The sequence below is a fragment of the Dokdonia sinensis genome (assembly GCF_003688895.1).
Taxonomy (GTDB): domain Bacteria; phylum Bacteroidota; class Bacteroidia; order Flavobacteriales; family Flavobacteriaceae; genus Dokdonia; species Dokdonia sinensis.
Genome location: NZ_REFV01000013.1, coordinates 60,569 through 82,579, shown reverse-complemented (window position 1 = coordinate 82,579; position 22,011 = coordinate 60,569). Strand labels below are relative to the sequence as shown.

Here is a 22,011-nt window from a genome sequence, read left to right as displayed (position 1 = left end):
TATGCCTTGGCTTTCTTACTTTTAGGTCTAAATTTATTAGATGCGCTCACTATACCTATTATTTATCGTCGCCATCCTTATTTCTTGCACTAAACAAGAATCGCATACAAGTAACATTGCCGAACTTTTAAAGGATAGTCCTTCTATTACAGGAAAGACCGATTACCTCAACTCCCCAATGGTCACCGCTGGCGATCGTGTCTATATGGTAGGACATCAGGACGGTAGTTTTCCTGAGCTCGGTTGGCATATTAAGGACGAAATGGGCGGAATTTGGAATCATCCTATCAAGTTGATGGACGGGTTTGATGTAGGTATTCTTAAAGATGGTGGAGCCTATGGGTTGAATGAAGCAAAACAATTCACCAATTATCCGTTTGCCAACAAGCATAGTTATACAATTGAAGAAGCAAATCTAAATATAACAAGATGGCAATTTGTACCCGATGGAAAAGAAGGTATCTTTATTCAGTTTAAGATTGATAATACATCGAATGAATTAAATTCTTTTGAACTAGATTTTATCGGCATTGTTGATTTGAGACCTACTTGGCTCGGCGAAGAAACCGGAATGATTAATGCTAAAGATAGCATTACTTACAACAGAGAAATAGATGCATTTGTTTCGGGAGATGTCAATAACCCTTGGTTTGTAGTATTTGGTGCGAACCAAAAATCATTAAATCAAATAAAGTACATTTTGGATGGTCAGCAAACTGGTGAGCTTATTTATCCTATCACTATTCCTGCAAATGGTTCGAAAACAATTTCGTTCGTGATTGCTGGGAGTTATCATTCTCAAGATGAAGCAATGGCTACTTATGAGTCTATTCACGAGAATTCGTACGCTTTCGCGAAAGCAAAAAAAGAACGCTACGCCACCCTTGCAAATCAGACCAAACTCACCATTCCCGACAAGAAAATCGAGCAGGCTTTTGAGTGGCTTAAGTACAACTCAGACTGGCTCATACAGGAAGTACCTGAGATAGGCCGAGGCATCACAGCGGGTATTCCTGATTACCCGTGGTGGTTTGGGGTAGACAGCGAGTATGCGCTCAAGGGCTATATGGCCATCGGGCAAACCGATGCGGTGTATAGCACGATTGCCCTGCTGGATTCGGTGTCAAACGCCATAAACGGTAATGGGCGCATCCTGCACGAAATGAGTACGAATGGCGCCGTTTTTAATAAGGGAAACATAAATGAAACGCCTCAATTTGCTTCGCTTATTTGGAATACTTATCGTTGGAATGGCGACAGGGAATTTTTAGAACGTTACTTCCCTACCATAAAAAAAGGACTGGAATGGCTAATGACCGAAAAAGATAAGGACGGAAATGGCTTTCCTGACGGTTTCGGAATGATGGAAATACACGGCTTGGACAGCGAGATGATAGATGTCGCGGTGTATACGCAAAGAGCTTTTGATGATGCTTCTAAAATTACTCGGGTGTTGGGTATGGATACGCTTTCGCGAAAGTATGCGCAGACCGCACAAACGCTAAAGGACAAAATAAACACCGAATTTTGGAGTGAAGAGTTCCAGAGTTATGCCGACTTTATCGGTACCGATAAGCAAGCGTTACACCTTATAGAAGATGCTATCGTTCGTGCAGACACCTTAAATAAACCTTGGGCTGTTGCCGAACTGAAAGCAACAAAAAAAGCCATCCTAAAAAATCCTTCGTCACGTCCGAGACCTTTTGTATTGCACCACAATTGGGTGGTTAACACACCGATGGAAATGGGAATAGCGCCTCCTGATAAAGCCAAAAAAGCCTTACAAACAGCAGAACGGTTTGTAAATCCCTTTGGCGTATTTGTTACAGGAATAGATCGTGACGAGAGTGCAGGAACAGATGATGGTTCATTTAAAGGCAGTAAGCAGTTTTCCTATACAGGCGCGGTGATGACGCTTCCTACCGCTGTGCAAATTATAGGAGAAAATAACTACGGAAATCCTGACAAAGCTTTGGATTATTTAAAACGAATGACGCGTAGTTTTTCCTACGCTTTACCTGGTAGTATGTACGAAGTCTCTCCAGATTACGGAATGATTACCCAGGCTTGGAATATTTATGGATATGCTGTTCCTATTGTAGAGCAGTTTTTTGGCATACAGCCTGATGGAGCGAGCAAAACTATTTATATCAATCCCCAGATGCCTAGTACGTGGAAAACGGGAAGTTTGGAGAATGTTCAAGTGGGAGACACTTCAATATCCGTATTTTATGATGCTGATAAACCAAAAAACGATACTTTGAAGGTAGTTAAACATTCTGGCAGTTGGAAAGTGATTGTGGGCGATGCGTCTTTTGGTTTTGTTGTTGAAAATGACTAAGAATATTATATAAAATATGACCTAATTAAAAACTGCACACAATGAAAACGATTAACACCATTTTTTTATGCATCATAGGCATATTAGTTGGCTTTGCCCAAGCGCCTACACTCCTTCACGAAGTTATAGACTTGCCCGCTTGTGAAAGCGCAGTCTACCATCCAGAAACCGAACTTATATATACTTCATATATGGGTGGCAGAGAAGCTGGTGATGGCGGAATTGCAACTGTAAGTCTGGACGGACAAATGGTTAATAAAAACTTTATTTCCGGCCTTGACGATCCGAAAGGAATCCTGATACAAGGTGATAAATTATATGTAGGCGATAACACGGTCTTCATAGAAGCCGATTTAAAAACTGGGGAAATCCTAAAACGGCACACGCTTCCTAGTATCGGGATGCTCAATGATGCAACTATTGCTCCAGATGGAAAAATTTATGTAACAGATACCCGTACTTCAGAAATTTATGAGTTAGACACAGAAGGAAATTTTAGCCTTTGGCTGAAAGATGCTGGACTTGATAATCCTAACGGTATACTGATTCACGATAACACAATGTATATAGCAAGCTGGGGTGGCTCAGAAGAAGGTGGTGCGGTTTCTAAAATCGATATGAAGACCAAGGAAATCACTCCACTTACTGAGAAAATAGGCAATCTAGATGGGGTCCGTCCGTATGATGATAATCATCTTATTATCTCAGACTGGCGTAGTGGGAAAATTCATACTTTAAATCTAGACGATGGAAGTACAAAAGAGATTCTTGAGGTGGGACAAAGCGTTGGGGATATTGCTTATATCGCTGATAAGAAGTTATTGTTGTTGCCTATGAATCGGCAGAAAAAATTACTGATTTATAAACTCTAAAATCACACCAACAACTGAAACAACTCCGGCTTATCATTTAAATACTCCCCAAAAAACTTACGCGCGATCATACGATCTACAAGCGGTTGCAAATCTTCGGGAGACTTAATTTCTAGACCTACAATGGCTGGCCCTTGTTCCCTGCTCGTCTTTTTAGAATATTCAAAATAGGTGATGTCATCTGTTGGGCCGAGAATTTCGGCAACGAATTCTTTTAATGCGCCTGCGCGTTGCGGGAATTTTATGATGAAATAGTGTTTTAAACCTTGATATAACAAAGCTCGCTCCTTAATCTCGGCGGTACGGGTGATGTCGTTGTTGCTACCACTTACGATGCAGGCGATGTTTTTACCTTTAATCTCATCTGCAAATTGATCCAGAACGGCGAGGGTCATTGCTCCTGCAGGTTCTGCCACAATGGCGTCACGGTTGTAGAGGTCTAGTATGGTCTGGCAAATTTTACCTTCGTTTACAGTTACGATACGGCTTACGAGTTGCTCCACAATGGCAAAATTGCGGTCTCCTACGCGTTGTACTGCGGCGCCATCTACAAATTTATCTATTTCGTCGAGTGTGATGTTTTCCTTTTGCGAAAGCGAATGCATCATTGCAGGTGCTCCCTCAGGTTCAATGCCTATGATTTGTGTTTTAGGCGATAAATGATGAAAGACACTGGACAATCCAGCTATGAGTCCGCCTCCGCCTACGGGGACAAAAACATAATCGAGAGGTTTTTCAGACTGCGTCAAAATTTCCAATCCTACGGTAGCCTGCCCTTCGATAATTTTTTCATCATCAAAGGGATGTACAAATATCTTTCCCTCTGTGTTGCAGACTTCAGACGCTTTCGCGAAAGCGTCATCAAAAAGATCACCTTCTAGAATCACTGTTACCCAATCGCCGCCAAACATCTCTACCTGCTCCACCTTTTGCTTAGGCGTGGTGGTAGGCATATAAATAGAGCCGTGAATTTGCAATTTTGCACAAGACAACGCAACACCCTGCGCGTGGTTTCCTGCACTCGCACAAACGATTCCCTTATCTTTTTCGGCTTTAGAAAGCGTGCTCATCTTATTAAATGCCCCACGGATTTTGTAACTGCGCACTTGTTGCAAATCCTCACGCTTTAAAAACACCTCAGCATCAAATTTACTAGAGTAGGTAAAACTGCGCATAAACGGCGTTTTAATCGCTACCTCCTTGACTCGATTTGCCGCGTCAGTAATAGATTTTAAGGATGGGATGTATGTTTTGGTCTCTATTGTCATATTGTGTCCTTCGACTGTCGCTCAGGATAAACTTTGGCGGAAATCTAATCCGCATTTTACACTTAGTAATCAGTCTGTCTGTTCGAGCGCATTCGAGAATTGCAATCCCTTGCCTAATAAAAGAGCTCTCGACTGCGCTCGAGCAGACATTTTACTTCTACTCGGTCTTTACCTTCTTCATCGCTACCATAGCTTTACGCAAAGTAGCCCCAATTTCTTCTACAGGATGATTACGTATGGCGTCGTTTACGGCGATGAGTTCTTGGTTATCTACATCATTACCTTTCGCGAAAGCGGCACCTATAACATCAGTCTCTACGGACTTCATAAAGTCAGTCAATAAAGGTTTACAGGCGTGATCAAATAAATAACATCCATACTCTGCCGTGTCAGAAATGATACGGTTCATCTCAAATAGTTTCTTTCTTGCTATTGTATTTGCTATAAGTGGCGTCTCGTGGAGTGACTCGTAATAAGCACTCTCCTCAATAATTCCAGCGGCAGTCATAGTTTCAAAAGCAAGTTCTACACCAGCTTTTACCATCGCCACCATCAAAACGCCGTGGTCAAAATATTCTTGCTCAGAAATCTCATCAGACGTGATGGTTTGCTTTTCAAAAGCCGTTTCTCCAGTTTCAGCCCTCCACTTGTGCAGATTTTTATCATCATTTGCCCAATCTTCCATCATTGTTTTAGAGAAATGACCCGAGATAATATCGTCCATATGCTTCTCAAAAAGTGGGCGCATAATATCCTTTAATTCTTCTGCTAAATTGAAGGCTTTAATTTTCGATGGATTGTCCAGACGGTCCATCATATTTGTGATGCCGCCGTGTTTTAAGGCTTCGGTAATAGTTTCCCAGCCGTACTGAATTAATTTTCCTGCGTATGCTGGGTCGATTCCTTTTTCTACCATTTTGTCAAAACAAAGGATAGATCCCGTTTGTAAAACTCCGCAAAGAATGGTTTGCTCGCCCATTAAATCACTTTTCACCTCAGCAACAAATGAGGATTCTAAAACTCCTGCTCTATGACCACCGGTAGCTGCGGCATAGGCTTTAGCTTGGGCGAGACCTTTTCCTTCTGGGTCGTTATTTGGATGTACTGCAATCAATGTCGGAACGCCAAAACCTCTTTTATACTCTTCTCTTACCTCAGATCCTGGACACTTCGGTGCTACCATAATTACGGTAAGATCTTCACGTATTTTCATTCCTTCCTCCACGATATTAAAACCGTGAGAATAAGATAAGGTTGCTCCTTTTTTCATTAACGGCATCACCGCTTTAACTACCGATGTATGCTGCTTATCTGGAGTCAAGTTCAATACTAAATCTGCACTTGGAATCAGCTCTTCATACGTACCCACATTAAAGCCATTTTCAGAAGCGTTTTTAAATGACTGGCGTTTTTCCTTAATCGCTCCTTCACGTAGTGCGTACGAAATATCACAACCGCTATCACGCATATTGAGTCCTTGATTAAGTCCCTGCGCCCCGCAACCTACGATGACGATTTTCTTGTCCTTAATTGCGTCGATACCATCGCCAAATTCTGAGGCGTCCATAAATCGGCATTTTGCGAGTTGTGCAAGTTGATCTCTAAGTGGTAATGTGTTGAAGTAATTGCTCATTGAAAATTCTTTTTGTCATTTCCGCGAAGGCGGAAATCTCGTTCCGCTTTCAGCTATTGTTATTAGTTTGTACTAGTTTCCTGACTTAACAAAAATGATATCATTCTGGCTTGGGTGACTAAGCCCTCTCTGTCCTGCGGACATCTCTCCCAGAGGGAGAGAAGCTAGAAAGTTCTTTTGTTTGTTACTTAGTTATTTTTTTTCGGAGGTATCGTTTTTCTAATTTCCAGTTACGCTTTCGCGAAAGCAGCCTCCTGCTCATCCTTTATCTGTTGTAATAAAGTGGAAATAGGCATCTCTGTTTTAGTTACCGCAATTCTTCCTGAACGGGTGAATTGCATAATACCGAAAGGCTTGAGCTCGCGGTGTACCAAATCAATTTCTGAACGACGCCCTGATTTTTCTAACACAAAAAACTCCCGATTTACGGTGACGATGCGTGCGTGGCTATCTTTAATGATATTTTGAATCTGTGGCTCTTCAAAAAGTAGTTCAGATTTGATTTTAAAGAGACCGCTTTCAGTAAAGATGGTTTCTTCATCTGTGTGGTAAAAAGCTTTGATCACCTCTACCTGGCGCTCTATTTGCCCTTTTATTTTTTCCATCTGGTGCTCTGTAATATTTACCACGAGTGTAAATTTAAAGACGTCATCTATCTCACTCTCTGAGGCCGAAAGGCTCTCAATATTAATCTTACGACGTTGAAAAATTGCGGAAATACGGTTAAGCAATCCGATATTATTTTCGGTGTAGATGGTTACGGTGTATGTGTTTATTTTCTCACTCATTACTCTTATAGATAAAAGAGAAAAGAATTTAGAATATAGATGCTCTCTTAAGTCTATATTCTATGATCTTTGCTCTATATTCTTAAATCTACTATTTAATATTCCTAATCATTGTAGTTCTCGACTGCGCTCGAACGGACAAAGGCTACTCTAACCTAATATCACTCACACTTGCTCCCGTAGGTATCATAGGAAAAACGTTGTCTTCTTTTTCTACCATTACTTCTAGGAAGAAACTGTTTTTACTGGCGATCATTTTTTCTACAGCTGCTTCTAGGTTTTCTCTTTTGGATACTTTTTGTGCTTCGATATCGTAGGCTTCGGCGATTTTACAGAAGTTTGGGTTTTTCATTTCGGTGCTAGCGTAGCGCTTGTCAAAAAACAATTGTTGCCACTGGCGTACCATTCCTAAAAACTCATTGTTAAGGACTACTATTTTTACGGCTGCCTCGGTTTGAAATACGGTTCCCAGTTCCTGAATGGTCATCTGGTATCCACCATCACCTATTATTGCAACAACTTCACGGTCTGGCGCTCCCATTTTTGCTCCAATCGCCGCTGGTAATGCAAAGCCCATAGTACCTAAACCCCCAGAAGTAATATTACTTTTAGACTGATTAAAATCTGCATATCGTATGCCCACCATCTGGTGCTGACCAACATCTGTCACGATAATAGCTTCACCTTTGGTCTTTTTATTAATCAGCTCGATGACTTCTCCCATGGTAAGACCTTCTTTAGTCGGGTGGATATCATTCTTGATTACTTTTTCATACTCAATGACATCGTGATCTTTAAATCGCTGGTGCCAGTCTGTATGCGTTTTTTCATTTATTAGGGGTAGAATTCTGCTCAAGGTTTCTTTAGAATTTCCTAGGACTGGATAATCTGCTTTTACATTTTTACTTACCTCAGCAGGATCAATTTCAAAGTGAATGATCTTAGCCTGCTTTGCGTAGGTTTCTAGATTTCCCGTCACACGATCGTCAAAGCGCATACCTATTGCGATGAGTACATCGCACTCGTTTGTAAGTACGTTAGGCCCATAGTTTCCGTGCATTCCAACCATCCCCACATTGAGCGGATGGCTAGTTGGGATTGCAGATACGCCTAAGATGGTCCAAGCTGCTGGAATTCCAGACTTTTCTACAAAAGCTTTAAATTCTTCTTCGGCTTCACCTAGGATAACTCCTTGTCCCCAAACAATCATAGGTTTTTTAGCTGCGTTAATTGCTTCGGCAGCAGCTTTTAACTGATCTTCCTGAACTTCTGGCGTTGGGGTATAGCTTCTGATGTGTTCACATTTCGCGTAAGCGTAATCAAACTCTTCAAACTGCGCATCTTTTGTGATGTCTATAAGAACAGGACCTGGACGACCAGAGCGAGCAATATAGAACGCCTTTGCCATCACTTCTGGAATTTCCTTGGCGCTCGTAATCTGGTAATTCCACTTTGTAACTGGTGTAGAAATACCGATAATGTCGGTTTCCTGAAATGCATCACTTCCTAACAGATGCGAACCCACTTGACCTGTAATACAGACCATAGGTGTGCTGTCTATCTGCGCATCGGCAATACCTGTAATCAGGTTAGTTGCACCCGGACCTGATGTTGCCACAGCCACGCCAACTTTCCCTGTTGCTCTCGCAAAACCTTGTGCAGCGTGCGTTGCACCCTGCTCGTGACGTGTTAGCACGTGCTGAATCTTATCCTGATGGATATGTAGCTGATCGTAAAAAGGCATTATTGCCCCGCCAGGATAACCATACACTAAGTTTGCACCCTCGGCCACCAGACAGTGGATTAATGCCTCGCTACCAGACATTTTTGTCGTCGTAGCTGCTGCAGACTGCTTTTTATCTATTGTTTTAACGTCCATTTTTTGAGCGTTTAATTTAATATTCCGCGAAGGCGGAAATCTTGTTGTTTATTCTTACTGTTGCGAACATCCATCCCCAGCCCTTCCTTCAAAGGAAGGGAGTCCAATTGGTTACATAATTATTCACTACCGTCTACCGTCTAAAGACTACCGACTACTTTAAAATTCGTCTGTTACACAGCCCTCACTTGCAGAGGATACCATTCGTGCATATTTATATAATGAGCCGCGTGTTACTTTAAGTGCTGGAGCGGTCCAGTTTGCTTTTCGCTTTGCTAGTTCGCTGTCGCTCACTTCTACATTTATCGTATTCTTTTCTGCATCAATAGTGATGGTGTCGCCATCTTCTATTAGAGCGATTCCCCCTCCAGTTTGTGCTTCTGGAGTAATATGACCTACTACAAAACCGTGCGTTCCTCCTGAGAAACGACCATCTGTGATTAATGCTACATCTTTACCTAGACCTGCACCCATTATGGCAGCCGTGGGCTTAAGCATTTCTGGCATTCCTGGGCCTCCTTGTGGGCCTTCATAGCGTATTACAACTACATCACCTTTCTTTACTTTCCCCGCACCAATACCAGCGTTTGCCTCATATTCTCCATTAAAAACTCTGGCACTTCCTGTAAAATGCAATCCTTCTTTCCCTGTAATTTTTGCCACCGATCCTTCACTAGCGATGTTTCCGTAAAGAATACGGATGTGCCCTGTTTCTTTAATCGGGTTTTCTACGGTGTGAATTACATCTTGATGCGCTTTTAGATGATCTACCTCAGCAAGATTTTCGGCAATGGTTTTACCTGTTACGGTCATACAATCGCCGTGTAACATTCCTTGTTCGAGCATATATTTTAACACGCCTGGAACTCCGCCTACATTATGCAAATCTTCCATAAGGTATTTACCTGAAGGTTTTAGGTCTGCAAGGAAAGGTGTAGTATCACTTATATGTTGAAAATCTTTAAGTGTAAATTCTATTTGCGCTGCTTTTGCTATCGCCAAGAAATGCAGTACCGCATTTGTCGAGCCTCCTAAAACCGTTACCAGCTTTACGGCGTTTTCTAACGATTTGCGTGTTACGATATCTGATGGTTTGATATCTTTTTCAATTAATTTTCTAAGCGCCGCTCCTACTCTGGCACACTCGGCTGTTTTATTAGTTGATACTGCTGGGTTTGAACTGGTATATGGTAAGCTCATTCCCAATGCTTCGATAGCACTAGCCATTGTGTTTGCCGTGTACATTCCTCCACAGGCGCCCGCACCAGGGCAAGCTTTCTGTACTACAGTTTTAAATTCTTTTTCAGTAATTGTTCCGGCCACTTTCTCACCCCAAGCTTCAAAAGCAGACACGACGTCTAGCTTCTTATCTTCGTGGCATCCTGGAGCAATCGTTCCTCCGTAGACTAATATAGAAGGTCTATCTAATCGTAATTGTGCCATTAGTGCACCGGGCATATTTTTATCACAACCTACCACGGTAACTAGCGCGTCATAAGACATCGCTTGCACCACCGTTTCCATAGAATCTGCAATGATATCACGTGAGGGTAGCGAGTAACGCATTCCTGGAGTTCCCATAGATATACCGTCACTTACACCAATGGTGTTATAGATTAAACCTACCAAATCAGAAGTTTGCACTCCCTTTTTAATATCCAGTGCAAGATTATTCAAGTGCATATTACAAGGATTGCCCTCATAACCCGTACTGGCGATACCGATTAGTGGTTTTTTAAAATCTTCATCGGTAAGACCGATGGCGTGTAACATGGCTTGTGCTGCAGGTTGCGTAGGGTCTTGTGTGACCGCTTTGCTGTATTTATTAAGTTCCTTCAAGGGTATATTGCTCTTTAGAGTTATAAAATTAATTTATTATAATGCTTATCCCGTTCCTCGTCATAATCCTTCACGGTGCTCAACCCTGACAATAAACACCTATATCTCTGAAATACAATGTTTTAATATAAATATAATGATTACCCCAAAGCAGTTAAAAGCACGATTACTTTTATGGATTAGCCAATTTAGAAGCGGTTTATTACAAATTACGTAACCATAAAATATATAATATTCTAGATTATATATTTTGTAAATAAAACAAATGATGTTGCGCGTATTTTTATAGCTCAGAAAGTGCGGTATGATTATTAAAACTTTGATAAACGGAACAATTAAAAACTGATTACAACCTATTTTTGAGTAAAACATCGCATTTTGAATATTCCAAAGATTTTAGAGCGGCAACAAGCATTTTTTAAAACAGGTCAAACTAAGGACATTGCTTACAGGAAAGAATGTTTGGTACGCTTTCGCGAAAGCATAAAAAAGCACGAGCAACATATTATAGATGCCCTGACGGCCGGCTTTAAAAAACCGCCTTTTGAAACGGTAGCTACCGAAATAAGTATCGTACACCAAGAACTCAATCTGGCAATTAAGGAAGTGTATAAATGGAGTCAACCGAAGAAGGTAAAAGCTTCACTCCTCAATTTCCCCAGTAGCGATTACATTTATTACGAACCTTACGGTACAACACTTATTATCGCCCCGTGGAACTATCCCTTTCAGCTTGCGGTTGGGCCTATCATAGGAGCAATTGTGGCTGGAAATACAGCGGTGCTGAAACCTAGCGAACTCACACCAAAAACGTCAGAATTATTGGCTAAAATCATAAGTGAAGTTTTTGACCCTGGACATATTACTGTGGTACAAGGCGATAAAGAAATTGCGCAACAATTGCTTGCACAACGCTGGGATTATATCTTTTTTACTGGGAGTGTTCCTGTTGGGAAAATTGTATACAAAGCTGCCGCCGAACACCTCACTCCAGTGACATTAGAACTTGGCGGAAAAAGTCCGTGCATCATAGACGAGACGGCAAAAATCCAGCAGGCGGCAAGGCGTATCGTGTGGGGGAAATTTGTAAATGCTGGTCAGACGTGTATCGCACCGGATTATATCCTTGTGCATTCTTCAAAGAAAAAAGAGCTTCTTACTGCACTGGATATAGAAATCACAAGAGCTTATGGCGCAGATCCCAAAGTATCGCCTGATTTTGCAAGAATCATTAATGAAAAAAACTTCGAGAGACTTTCGGAACTTTTGGATGGAGCTTCCGTTTTTAAAGGAGGAAATACGGACAAAGCCGATTTATATATCGCACCTACGATTTTAGAGAATGTGACATTACAGGATGCGGTAATGCAAGAAGAAATTTTTGGTCCCATTCTTCCCGTTTTGACGTTTGACAGTAAGCAGGATATTGAAAATGTCCTTACCTCTTTTGAGAAGCCCCTGAGTGCATATGTTTTTTCGCGAAAGCGGTCTTTTAAAAATTGGTTTAACAACGCGTTCTCGTATGGCGGTGGCGTGATGAACGATACGCTCATTCACTTCATAAATGATAGATTACCCTTTGGCGGTGTAGGTCATTCTGGGGTAGGCAGTTACCACGGGGCTCAGAGTTTCTACACTTTTAGTCACGCAAAATCAGTTGTTAAGCGGGGGACGTGGCTGGATGTCCCTGTACGTTATGCACCTTACAAAGGCAAGCTCAGTATACTTAAACGATTTACAAAATGGCTCTAAACAACAGTTCTTTCTCTAGGGACTCTTTTGAGTAATATTACTCCCGCGACAAAGAATACAATCAGAAAAACGATGCTAAAACGCATACTGCCCGTAATTTCTTCTACAAAGCCGTAGAGGAACATGCCTATGATAATTCCTATTTTTTCGGCGACGTCGTAAAAGCTAAAGTAGGAAGTGGTATCTAGCGTATCTTTTGGTAAAAACTTTGCGTAGGTGGATCTGGATAGTGACTGTATGCCTCCCATTACTAATCCCACGAATCCTGCCGTAAAGTAAAATTGGAAAGGTGTATATACAAAATACGCCCAAGCGCAAATGAGAATCCAAACAATATTAATAATGACTAAGGCTTTTAGGTTTCCAACTCGCGCAGATAGTCTTGAAGTAAGAACTGCTCCAAGTACGGCAACGAGTTGAATCAATAAGATACTTACTATTAACCCTGTGGTACGCTCGCTATCACTTCCCCACTCTAATTCTTGTTCTCCAAAATAAGCTGCGGCCAGCATTACTGTCTGGACTGCCATACTATATACGAAGAAAGCATATAAATACTTTTTAAGTCGGAGCTGGTTTTGCATAGATTGCCATATACCTCTTAGCTCTCTAAAACCATTAAATAAAACCGTACTTGTAAGTTTGCCACGACTTTTGTTTCCCTTTGGTAAATAAGCATATGTATATTGACTAAATCCAATCCACCAGACTCCTGTGAGTACGAACGATAATCGAGTGGGCATTGCTTCATCTTTAAATCCAAAAGACTCGTATCCTAGAATCATTGCAAGACAAACGACTAACAGAAGTACGCTTCCTACGTAACCCAATGAATACCCCTTTGCACTTATCGCATCGTGCTGTTTAGGGAAAGCGACATCTGGCAAATAGGAGTTATAAAATACCAAACTGCCCCAGAATCCTACCAGCCCCAATAGATACAGAAGTAAGCTCCAATAAATATGTTCTAGACTGAACCAATATAGACCTATCGTTGAAAGTGCTCCGATGTAACAGAAGAGCTTTAAAAAGAACTTTTTGTTCCCTAGATAATCTGCCACTCCTGAAAGAATAGGAGAAATTATAGCAACCACGAGAAATGCAATGGCAGTAGTATAAAATATTAGGGGACTGCGACGTAGTAGCATCCCAAAGACTTCTATCTCTTCAATGCCAGCCCCTCGAAACAAAGCACCGTAAAACAAAGGAAATATAGCCGAAGCGATTACAAGACTATAAACGGAATTTGCCCAATCATAGAATGCCCAAGCATTTAATAATTTCTTATGACCTTTAGGAAGTACTTCTTTCATCCTACTAAAATAGAAAAGCTGTGCGACTGCACAGCTTTTCTAAGGAAATATTATTCTTAATTCTTATTGAAATGTAGTCACACCAAATTTTGCCGCTTCTTGTTTTGCAAAGGGAACTAATTCCGTAAGATTAGCAATACGTGTGTCTGATGATGGGTGTGTGCTCATAATCTCTGGCGGGGCTTGGCCATTACTGGCTGCTTTCATACGTTGCCATAGTTTTGCTCCTTCCGTAGGATCGTAACCCGCAATTGCCGCAATCAAAAGTCCAATTTTATCTGCCTCGTTCTCGTGGCTTCTACTAAAAGGAAGCATTCCACCTACGGTAGTACCCACACCATACAATTGCATAATTTGCTGTTGTTTTGCAGGATCTTGTCCAGAAACTGCAACTGCAGTTCCTAGAGCTCCAAGCTGTTGCAATTGTCCAGCGCTCATACGTTGCGCTCCGTGGTTTGCAAGTGCGTGAGCAAGCTCGTGACCCATTACCATTGCAAGGCCACGTTCTGTCTGCGTAATAGGTAAAATACCAGTATACACTACAATCTTACCTCCTGGCATACACCAAGCGTTTATAGCTTCATCTTGTACAAGATTGTATTCCCACCTGTAATCATTCAAGTATCCAGGTTCTCCGAGCGCCGTTAGATAGCGCTCTGCTGCCACAGCAATCTTCTCTCCTACCCGCTTTACCATCGCAGATTCTGCTGTTCCGGTTACAACGTTATTCTCAGAAAGGAACTGATTATATTGTTGAAAAGCCATAGGAAAAAGCTGGTCATTACTCACAAAATTAAGCGTCTTTTTACCCGTGAACGGACTTGTTTTACAGGCACTAAGCATAAATACTGCGAGCACAAGTAATAGTGTATTTTTCATTTTCATCATCTTGATTTTTAAGGTTACCTAAAATTACGAAAATGTTAAGCTCCCGTAAGATGCAACTCCGTGAAATCTTTGTTAATGATTAGCGCACAAGCCACTGGGTCAAAATGTACATCCTCAAAAGAGACTACTTCATTATCGAGCTCTATTTCCTTAATATCAAATGGAAGTCCGATCAAATGGATTCTAAATGTATCGTAAGAAGTCATAAAATCTCCGCGCTTGTGTTGCTGTATGATCCAATCTTTTTCACGTCCTACCATCTTAAAAGTACGGTAGCTATATCGATCCTTTGTATAGTCATAACCATCCTGGGCATCTTCATAAAGTTTTGATGCGTTCTTACCAAGACCATAATACACTTCCAGCTCGACTTGCTCGATCGTTAACTCTCCCACATATTGTTGTATAGGATACTTAGGTAGAATGGTACCTTCTTTTACAAAAAGTGGCATTTCATCTATATCTGCATCTACCCATTGCTCTTTACCTCCTGCGATCATTTGCTTTGTCCAGTAATTGTACCAATTTCCTCTAGGCACGTACATGCGACGTCCTTTAGCATTTGGCTCCAGAATTGGACAAACTAAAATATGATGACCAAATATAAATTCATCTGTACGATAGTGCGTTTGTGCATCATCCTGATCAAAATATACGAGTGGCTTCAATAACGGTGTGCCCTTCTCTACATACTCATAAAACATTGTATATAAGTAAGGAAGTAATCTATAACGCAAGTTTATAAACTTACGCGCGATGTCTGTTACCCCTTCGTCAAAGGCCCAAGGCTCTTGATCTCCGTGATGTCCAGATGAGTGCGTTCTACAAAATGGATGAAAAACACCAAGCTGTATCCAGCGCGCATATAGCTCACCCGTAGGTTGCTCTGCAAAACCACCGATGTCTGTCCCTGTGAAACTCATTCCTGAGATACACATACGTTGTACTTGAATATTTGCGATCCATAGGTGTTCCCAGCTTGCTACGTTATCTCCCGTCCAAGACGAAGTGTAACGTTGCGCTCCACTATAAGCAGATCTTGTGATTACAAAAGGTCTTTTAGGATAGGCAAATTTCTTAACACCTTCATACGTCGCCCGTGCCATTTGCGTTCCATAAATATTGTGTGCTTTCCTGTGACTACAAGGATCACCATCATAATTATGGCGCACGTCTGGCGGGAAGGTCTTATCTGGAACCTCCATTACTGCAGGCTCGTTCATATCATTCCACACTCCTTTTACACCTACGTCGCTTATAAGCTCTTTAAATAATCCAGCCCACCAGTCGCGAACTTTAGGATTTGTATAATCTGGGAAATTACATTCTCCAGGCCATACTTTTCCTTTCATATTGGGCCCATCTGCACGTTTACAGAAGTAATCATTTTTGACCCCTTCTTGATACACCCAATAATCTTTGTCTATTTTAATCCCCGGATCAATGATGACTATAGTTTTAAAACCATCATCCGCCAGCTCCTTAACCATACGTTTAGGGTCTGGAAAGTATTCCTTATTCCAGGTAAAACAACGGAAACCCTCCATATAATCTATATCCAGATAGATGCCATCACAAGGGATTTTAAGTTCACGGAACTTGGCCGCAACTTCTTTTACATTGCTTTCTGGAAAATAACTCCATTTACATTGCTGGTAACCCAAAGCCCACATAGGTGGTAATTCTGGAACTCCAGTAAGATTTGTATAGCTTGTAACTACATCAGACATTTGAGGTCCATAGATGAAATAATAATTCATCTCTCCACCTTGTGCCCAAAAACTGGTCACACCCATACGTTCTTGACAAAAGTCAAAATAGGTTCTGAACGTATTGTCAAAAAAGATACCGTAGGCCTTCTTGTTGTTAAGCCCGATGTAAAATGGAACAGATTTATAGATAGGGTCTTGATCTTTCGCGAAAGCGTACTGATCCGTAGCCCAATTTTGCACACGTTTACCTCTCAAGTTAGAGTGCATAGGCTTATCGCCCAGTCCGTAATAAGACTCCGCGTGTTGCGCCTTCTTACTCATCTTTACGATATTACCGCCGTAATGGAAGCTCTCCTCGTAGTGAAAACCAATTTCATCCTCATTAATCAGGTTGCCATCCGTATCATAAATCGCGGTCTGTAAGCTCTCCTTCTCAATGCGAATATGCAATTTTGACGTATGAACGTGGTAGTATTCCTTATCATCCTTGAGCTCAAGATGATTGTAACCTCGAGAGGCATTCTCATCTATCGCATAGGAAAAATCACGTTCAAAAACACCGCCTGTTGCATATCTAAAGCGAATCACGCTATCCCTAAGGACGGTGAGTTCTAAAATAATTTCGTTTTGGGTGGTGAAATATAGGGTATCAACTTCTTTCTTAAAGTCAACTACTCGGTTGGGAAACTGGTTGCCTTTTTGTTGCAGTTCCGTATTTACAATCATAGTATTTTTATTAGGGTATCCAAATAAACGCTATCCTTTTAAAATAGCGTGTTAAATCGTAATTAGTTATTAACGCTAACGTTTTCGTAAGGTTAAAAAGTTTGATTTTTACGCTTTCGCGAAAATTTTAGTCGGCTCCACCTTTCCATTTGCAAGAAAATGTAATTACATAAACAGTCTAATTTTTAGGAAAATAGCCACCTAACTCTCGCCATAAATAGAAGAGCTACGCTTTCTTAATCTTCTTGCTAGTCGAAGGTTTTCTCGTGGCCGATGCCTTGAGTTCAAATACGACTCCTGCAAGAGGTCCAATCGTAATTTCGGCCGAATGTGTTTTTCCGTTCCAGCTTTCGGCGGTTACTTTGAGTTTTTTGTTTTTCCAGTCGCCTGTCCCTCCAAAAGCGGTATCGTCACTGTTGAATATTTCGCGCAAGCTTCCTTTAAAAGGTAAACCTATGCGATACTCCGTTCTCGGGTTTGGTGTGAGATTGAAAACACAGACTAACACCTTTTTATCATCCTCACCTTTGCGTATGTAGCTTAGCACAGAATTCTGGCTGTCATCGTGAGCAATCCACTCAAAACCTTCTGGCTCAAATTGTCTTTCGTAAAGCGCGGGTGTGGTCGTGTATAATTTATTTATTTCAGCAAAGGCGGTTTGCATTTGCTTATGTATATCAAATTTAAGCACGTACCAATCTAACTGATCTTTGAAATTCCACTCCGTTCCTTGTCCAAACTCACTTCCCATAAAGAGTAACTTCCCTCCCGGATGAGTATACATATAGGTGTATAACAGCCTGAGATTCGCAAAGCGTTGCCACTCGTCACCCGGCATTCTACCTATAATGGACTTCTTACCGTACACCACCTCATCGTGAGAAAGTGGGAGCATAAAGTTTTCTGTAAACCCATAGGTCATCGAGAAGCTCAACTCGTTATGATGATGTGTTCTGTATATGGTATCTTTTTGGAAATACTCTAGCGTGTCGTGCATCCAGCCCATCATCCATTTCATACCGAATCCGAGTCCGCCAGCAAAAACTGGCTTGCTCACCATCGGGAAGCTTGTAGATTCTTCGGCGATGACTTGGGTATCTGGGAATGAGCCGTAAATCTCTTGATTCAGTTCTTTAAGGAATGAGATGACAGCAAGATTTTCTCTTCCTCCCTGGTCATTAGGCTCCCACTCGCCATCCTCACGGCTATAATCCAGATATATCATCGAGGCTACTGCGTCTACTCGGAGTCCGTCCACGTGATAGTGTTCCATCCAAAAGACTGCGTTGCTTATGAGAAAGCTACGCACCTCATTGCGTTCGTAATTAAAAATAAGGGATTTCCAGTCTGGGTGATATCCTTTTCTTTTATCTGGGTGCTCATAACAAGCTGTTCCGTCAAAAATTCCTAGTCCGTGCGCATCTTCTGGAAAATGAGAGGGTACCCAATCTAGAATGACTCCAATATCATTTTGATGCAAAGCATCTATAAGTGTCATTAATTCTTCTGGATAACCAAAACGCGATGTAGGAGCAAAATATCCCGTAACCTGATACCCCCAACTAGGATCGTAGGGATATTCCATAATGGGCATAAACTCTACGTGTGTAAAGTTCATTTCCTTTACATAGCTTACAAGTTCTGTTGCGAGCTCAGAGTAACTTAAACTACGGTTTCCTTCCTCAATCTTACGTCGCCAGGAACCCAAATGCACCTCATAAACAGAATATGGAGCGTTGAGACTGTTGTGTTTGTGGCGTTTTTTCATCCACTTTTTGTCCTTCCACTTATGGCTAGTTTCGTAGACTATAGAAGCCGTTTGTGGTGGGTGTTCTGCTCTGCGAGCGTAAGGGTCAGCTTTTTCGGTTATGACTCCGTTATGATTTGAGTGAATTTTGTATTTGTAGACTTCGCCGTGACCTATTTCTGGAATGAATCCTTCCCAAATACCGCTAGAATCCCAACGTACATTGAGTTTATATTCTCCGTCTTTCCAGAAATTAAAATCTCCCACGACCGAAACTTGGTTTGCGCTAGGTGCCCAAACTGCAAAATAGGTTCCTTTTACTCCGTTCACCTCACATATATGGCTTCCCATTTTATCGTGTAGACGAAAATGTTTTCCAGCCTTAAAAAGGCTGATATCAAAATCTGTAAATAAACTATGTGTCTGTACGTGTCCCATTAAATGATGGTTCCGGATTCGATAGTTGCTCCGTTCTTTACGACTACTATACCATCGCGTACGACATACGTTTCTGTCTCAACATCATCTAGATGCTTTCCTCCTGTAATGCGCACATCGTCACCTATTTTTGCATTTTTATCAATGATACAGTTTGTTATAAAGCAACGGTCGCCTATTCCCACGTGAGGAACGCCTGTAGCTCGTGCATTATTAATTTCTTCCAGATCAAGGAAACGATTGCTTCCCATAACGTAGGCATTTTCTATTACGGTTCCTTTTCCTACTCTGGAACGTATTCCTATCACAGAATTTGCGATGCGACTTCCGTGTATGATGCTACCTTCGGCAATGATAGATTTTTCTAAGGTTGTGCCCGAAATCTTAGAAGGTGGCAGGACACGAGGTCTTGTAAGTACAGACTTTCCTTTGTTAAATAGATTAAACTGGGGCATATCTGAGGTCAAATCGATATTTGCCTCAAAAAATGATTCTATGTTCCCAATGTCTGTCCAATATCCTTCATAGGGATAACTAAGGACTTTATGCGTCTCAATGGATTGCGGGATGATTTCTTTTCCAAAATCCATTGTATCTGTTCCCTCGAGAAGTTCTATTAATAAATCTTTATTAAAGATGTAAATTCCCATAGACGCGAGATAATTCTTACCTTGAGCCTTCATATTATCGCTCACTTCAGATTGCCAGTCGGGAAGTAAATCTTCCGACGGTTTTTCTATGAATGACGTTATGGTGTTGTTGTCATCTGTCTTTAAAATACCAAAAGAAGTAGCATCCTTAGCATTCACAGGTAAAGAAGCAATGGTAATTTTTGCTTCAGACTGAATATGAGCTTTGAGCATTTTATTAAAATCCATTTGATACAACTGGTCACCAGATAATATCATAATGTACTCAGACTCGTAACCCTTAAAATGGTGTAAACTCTGGCGCACAGCATCTGCCGTTCCTTGGAACCAACCTTTATTTTCTGGAGTTTGCTCCGCGGCAAGAATATCTACAAAAGCCTCTGAAAAATAAGAAAACTGATAGGTATGCTTGATATGCTTATTAAGTGAAGCAGAGTTGAACTGTGTCAAAACAAACATTCTCTTAATATTAGAATTTATACAGTTAGAAATAGGTATATCCACAAGTCTGTATTTTCCTGCAATGGGAACAGCTGGTTTTGATCGTTGTGCCGTAAGTGGATATAATCTTGTGCCCTGACCGCCTCCTAAAATGACAGCTAATACTTTCTTGTTCATTACTTTTTGGTTTTTGAGGTTTTACGGTTGTTTGCCGTTTTTACTAATTGCTCATATAAAGATACATATTCTCCAGCTGCGTTTTCCCAACTGTGATCTGTCTCCATCATTTGTTTCTGATTCTCTTTAAAGAACTTTTTTTCATGATATAGTACTGAAGCTCTACCTATACTATATACTACATCAAATACAGAAGTCTGATCGTGGCATATTCCATTCCCACCATCTCCTACGTCTATGACGGTGTCTTTCAATCCGCCAGTTCTTCTAACTATGGGCACGCAACCGTAGCGCAAACTGTAGAGTTGATTCAATCCACACGGTTCTACCCTGCTGGGCATCAGGAGAAAATCTGCTCCAGAATATACCCAATGTGACATTCTTTCTTCATAGCCTATGTAGGCATTATAGCGACCTGGGTATTTGTCTTTTAAAGCTTCGAGTTGATATTCAACTTCTGGTGCGCCACTTCCTAAAAGGATAATATTAACATCGTGTTGTTGTAAAGCAGTATCTATTATTTCTGGAAGGAGATCTGCGCCTTTTTCCCAGACCAATCTTCCTATAAAACCAAACAGTGGTTTAGATGGGTCAAGCCCAAATTCTTTACAAAGTGCTTCTTTATTCTTTTTACGTCCAGCAACTCTAGTGCGGATATTGTAATTTTTTACCAAGTATTCGTCCGTAGATGGATTCCAAGTCTCCGTATCGATGCCGTTTAAAATCCCTACACATTTTGCTTTTTCCTGACGCAAGAGACCTTCCAGCCCATTTGCTTTTTCCTGCAACTCGACCATATACGATGGAGAAACCGTATTTACTTTCCAAGCACATTTTATGGCCGTCGCCAGCGGATTTATCTTCCCGTACCAGTCCAGCAGACCTAAGTCGCTGTGATTAAATTCTGGTAGTAGTCCTCCCCAATTGTGCGAGAATTCTCCTTGATACTGGGCATTGTGAATGGAAAGCGTTGTTGGAATATCCTTTAAATCTGTAAAAACTGGGCACTTTTGCATCATAAATGGAATCAATCCTGTGTGATAATCGTGACAGTTTATAACATCCGGTTTCTTCTTTAAAGTAAGCAACCATTGCAACACCAAGCGCTGAAAAGCGATAAACCGCAAGCTGTCGTCTTCATAACCATATACCTTCTCACGATCTGTAAGGTCTGCTATTCTAACTAAAAATAGCGGAAAGCCCAGCTCGTTGTCTACTTCGAGAACTTCGGCAAAAAAGGTTTTACCTAGAACGACCAGATTATGCCTAAATATACCTTTTCCCGATGCACGTTCGACCCAATTTGTCTTATAATAGGGCATCACGACACTCGCTTTGTGTCCTATTCTATTTTGATATTTTGGAAGGGCGCCCACCACATCTGCCAGCCCACCTACTTTGGCAACGGGATAACATTCGGCGCTTACGTGAAGAATTGTCATTTGGTTTGTTTAGTTTGATACGAGTTAAATTTAACATATAAATTGCCTATCTCCCTATTTGAAAACTTAAAATACACTTAAATCGTAAATAACGTTGTAGTGATT

Annotated in this window: 14 protein-coding genes; 3 read left to right on the top strand and 11 right to left on the bottom strand. The window is 41.2% G+C overall.

Features of this window, described 5'->3' with window-relative positions:
• The first annotated feature begins 40 nt into the window (after nt 1-40).
• A complete protein-coding gene (locus EAX61_RS12825; RefSeq protein WP_121918100.1) occupies nt 41-2,341 on the top strand; it encodes an amylo-alpha-1,6-glucosidase in 2,301 nt (766 codons plus the stop codon).
• A 41-nt stretch (nt 2,342-2,382) separates the two neighbouring features.
• Nucleotides 2,383-3,213, top strand: a complete 831-nt coding sequence (locus EAX61_RS12820) for an NHL repeat-containing protein (protein ID WP_121918099.1) — start codon at nt 2,383-2,385, stop codon at nt 3,211-3,213.
• Between the two features lie 2 nt (nt 3,214-3,215).
• Here the strand turns inward: EAX61_RS12820 and ilvA are convergent, their stop codons facing one another.
• The 5 genes from ilvA to ilvD form a co-directional block, all read right to left on the bottom strand.
• The gene (ilvA, locus tag EAX61_RS12815; RefSeq protein WP_121918098.1) at nt 3,216-4,481 is read right to left on the bottom strand and encodes a threonine ammonia-lyase; all 1,266 of its coding nucleotides are present in this window, start codon (nt 4,479-4,481) and stop codon (nt 3,216-3,218) included.
• 157 nt (nt 4,482-4,638) lie between these two features.
• Complete coding sequence (ilvC, locus tag EAX61_RS12810; RefSeq protein WP_121918097.1) at nt 4,639-6,114, bottom strand: ketol-acid reductoisomerase; 1,476 nt, start codon at nt 6,112-6,114, stop codon at nt 4,639-4,641.
• 230 nt (nt 6,115-6,344) lie between these two features.
• Nucleotides 6,345-6,902 carry an acetolactate synthase small subunit gene (ilvN, locus tag EAX61_RS12805; protein WP_121918096.1) on the bottom strand — a complete coding sequence of 186 codons (558 nt, stop codon included), beginning with the start codon at nt 6,900-6,902 and terminating at the stop codon, nt 6,345-6,347.
• Nucleotides 6,903-7,047: 145 nt separating this feature from the next.
• Entirely contained in the window at nt 7,048-8,781 is a 1,734-nt protein-coding gene (gene ilvB / locus EAX61_RS12800) for a biosynthetic-type acetolactate synthase large subunit (protein WP_121918095.1), read from the bottom strand.
• A gap of 159 nt (nt 8,782-8,940) precedes the next feature.
• On the bottom strand, nt 8,941-10,620 hold the full coding sequence (ilvD, locus tag EAX61_RS12795; RefSeq protein WP_121918094.1) for a dihydroxy-acid dehydratase: 1,680 nt from the start codon (nt 10,618-10,620) through the stop codon (nt 8,941-8,943).
• A gap of 378 nt (nt 10,621-10,998) precedes the next feature.
• On the opposite strand from ilvD, the gene EAX61_RS12790 reads away from it, so the two are divergent.
• Nucleotides 10,999-12,372: an aldehyde dehydrogenase gene (locus tag EAX61_RS12790; protein ID WP_121918093.1), complete on the top strand. Its 1,374-nt coding sequence runs from the start codon at nt 10,999-11,001 to the stop codon at nt 12,370-12,372.
• On the opposite strand, the gene EAX61_RS12785 is transcribed toward EAX61_RS12790, so the two are convergent.
• The 6 genes from EAX61_RS12785 to EAX61_RS12760 form a co-directional block, all read right to left on the bottom strand.
• Nucleotides 12,369-13,685, bottom strand: coding sequence for an MFS transporter (locus tag EAX61_RS12785; RefSeq protein WP_121918092.1), 1,317 nt, complete (start codon nt 13,683-13,685; stop codon nt 12,369-12,371). The two genes, EAX61_RS12790 and EAX61_RS12785, sit on opposite strands and share 4 nt — an antisense overlap.
• 63 nt (nt 13,686-13,748) lie before the next feature.
• Nucleotides 13,749-14,570, bottom strand: coding sequence for a M48 family metallopeptidase (locus EAX61_RS12780; protein ID WP_201739459.1), 822 nt, complete (start codon nt 14,568-14,570; stop codon nt 13,749-13,751).
• Nucleotides 14,571-14,608: 38 nt separating this feature from the next.
• The gene (locus tag EAX61_RS12775; RefSeq protein ID WP_121918090.1) at nt 14,609-17,011 is read right to left on the bottom strand and encodes a glycoside hydrolase family 31 protein; all 2,403 of its coding nucleotides are present in this window, start codon (nt 17,009-17,011) and stop codon (nt 14,609-14,611) included.
• Between the two features lie 226 nt (nt 17,012-17,237).
• Complete coding sequence (gene glgB, locus EAX61_RS12770) at nt 17,238-19,196, bottom strand: 1,4-alpha-glucan branching protein GlgB (protein WP_121918089.1); 1,959 nt, start codon at nt 19,194-19,196, stop codon at nt 17,238-17,240.
• On the bottom strand, nt 19,196-20,464 hold the full coding sequence (locus tag EAX61_RS12765) for a glucose-1-phosphate adenylyltransferase (protein ID WP_121918088.1): 1,269 nt from the start codon (nt 20,462-20,464) through the stop codon (nt 19,196-19,198). The genes glgB and EAX61_RS12765 overlap by 1 nt, the downstream gene beginning before the upstream one ends.
• Complete coding sequence (locus EAX61_RS12760) at nt 20,464-21,906, bottom strand: glycogen synthase (protein WP_121918087.1); 1,443 nt, start codon at nt 21,904-21,906, stop codon at nt 20,464-20,466. The genes EAX61_RS12765 and EAX61_RS12760 overlap by 1 nt, the downstream gene beginning before the upstream one ends.
• Between the last annotated feature and the right edge of the window lie 105 nt (nt 21,907-22,011).

Bases quoted from the DNA above. Each gene is read 5' to 3' on its own strand.
- EAX61_RS12825 (WP_121918100.1), top strand. From the start codon at position 41: ATGCGCTCACTATACCTATTATTTATCGTCGCCATCCTTATTTCTTGC.
- EAX61_RS12820 (WP_121918099.1), top strand. From the start codon at position 2,383: ATGAAAACGATTAACACCATTTTTTTATGCATCATAGGCATATTAGTT.
- ilvA (WP_121918098.1), bottom strand. From the start codon at position 4,481: ATGACAATAGAGACCAAAACATACATCCCATCCTTAAAATCTATTACT.
- ilvC (WP_121918097.1), bottom strand. From the start codon at position 6,114: ATGAGCAATTACTTCAACACATTACCACTTAGAGATCAACTTGCACAA.
- ilvN (WP_121918096.1), bottom strand. From the start codon at position 6,902: ATGAGTGAGAAAATAAACACATACACCGTAACCATCTACACCGAAAAT.
- ilvB (WP_121918095.1), bottom strand. From the start codon at position 8,781: ATGGACGTTAAAACAATAGATAAAAAGCAGTCTGCAGCAGCTACGACG.
- EAX61_RS12785 (WP_121918092.1), bottom strand. From the start codon at position 13,685: ATGAAAGAAGTACTTCCTAAAGGTCATAAGAAATTATTAAATGCTTGG.
- EAX61_RS12780 (WP_201739459.1), bottom strand. From the start codon at position 14,570: ATGAAAATGAAAAATACACTATTACTTGTGCTCGCAGTATTTATGCTT.
- EAX61_RS12775 (WP_121918090.1), bottom strand. From the start codon at position 17,011: ATGATTGTAAATACGGAACTGCAACAAAAAGGCAACCAGTTTCCCAAC.
- glgB (WP_121918089.1), bottom strand. From the start codon at position 19,196: ATGGGACACGTACAGACACATAGTTTATTTACAGATTTTGATATCAGC.
- EAX61_RS12765 (WP_121918088.1), bottom strand. From the start codon at position 20,464: ATGAACAAGAAAGTATTAGCTGTCATTTTAGGAGGCGGTCAGGGCACA.
- EAX61_RS12760 (WP_121918087.1), bottom strand. From the start codon at position 21,906: ATGACAATTCTTCACGTAAGCGCCGAATGTTATCCCGTTGCCAAAGTA.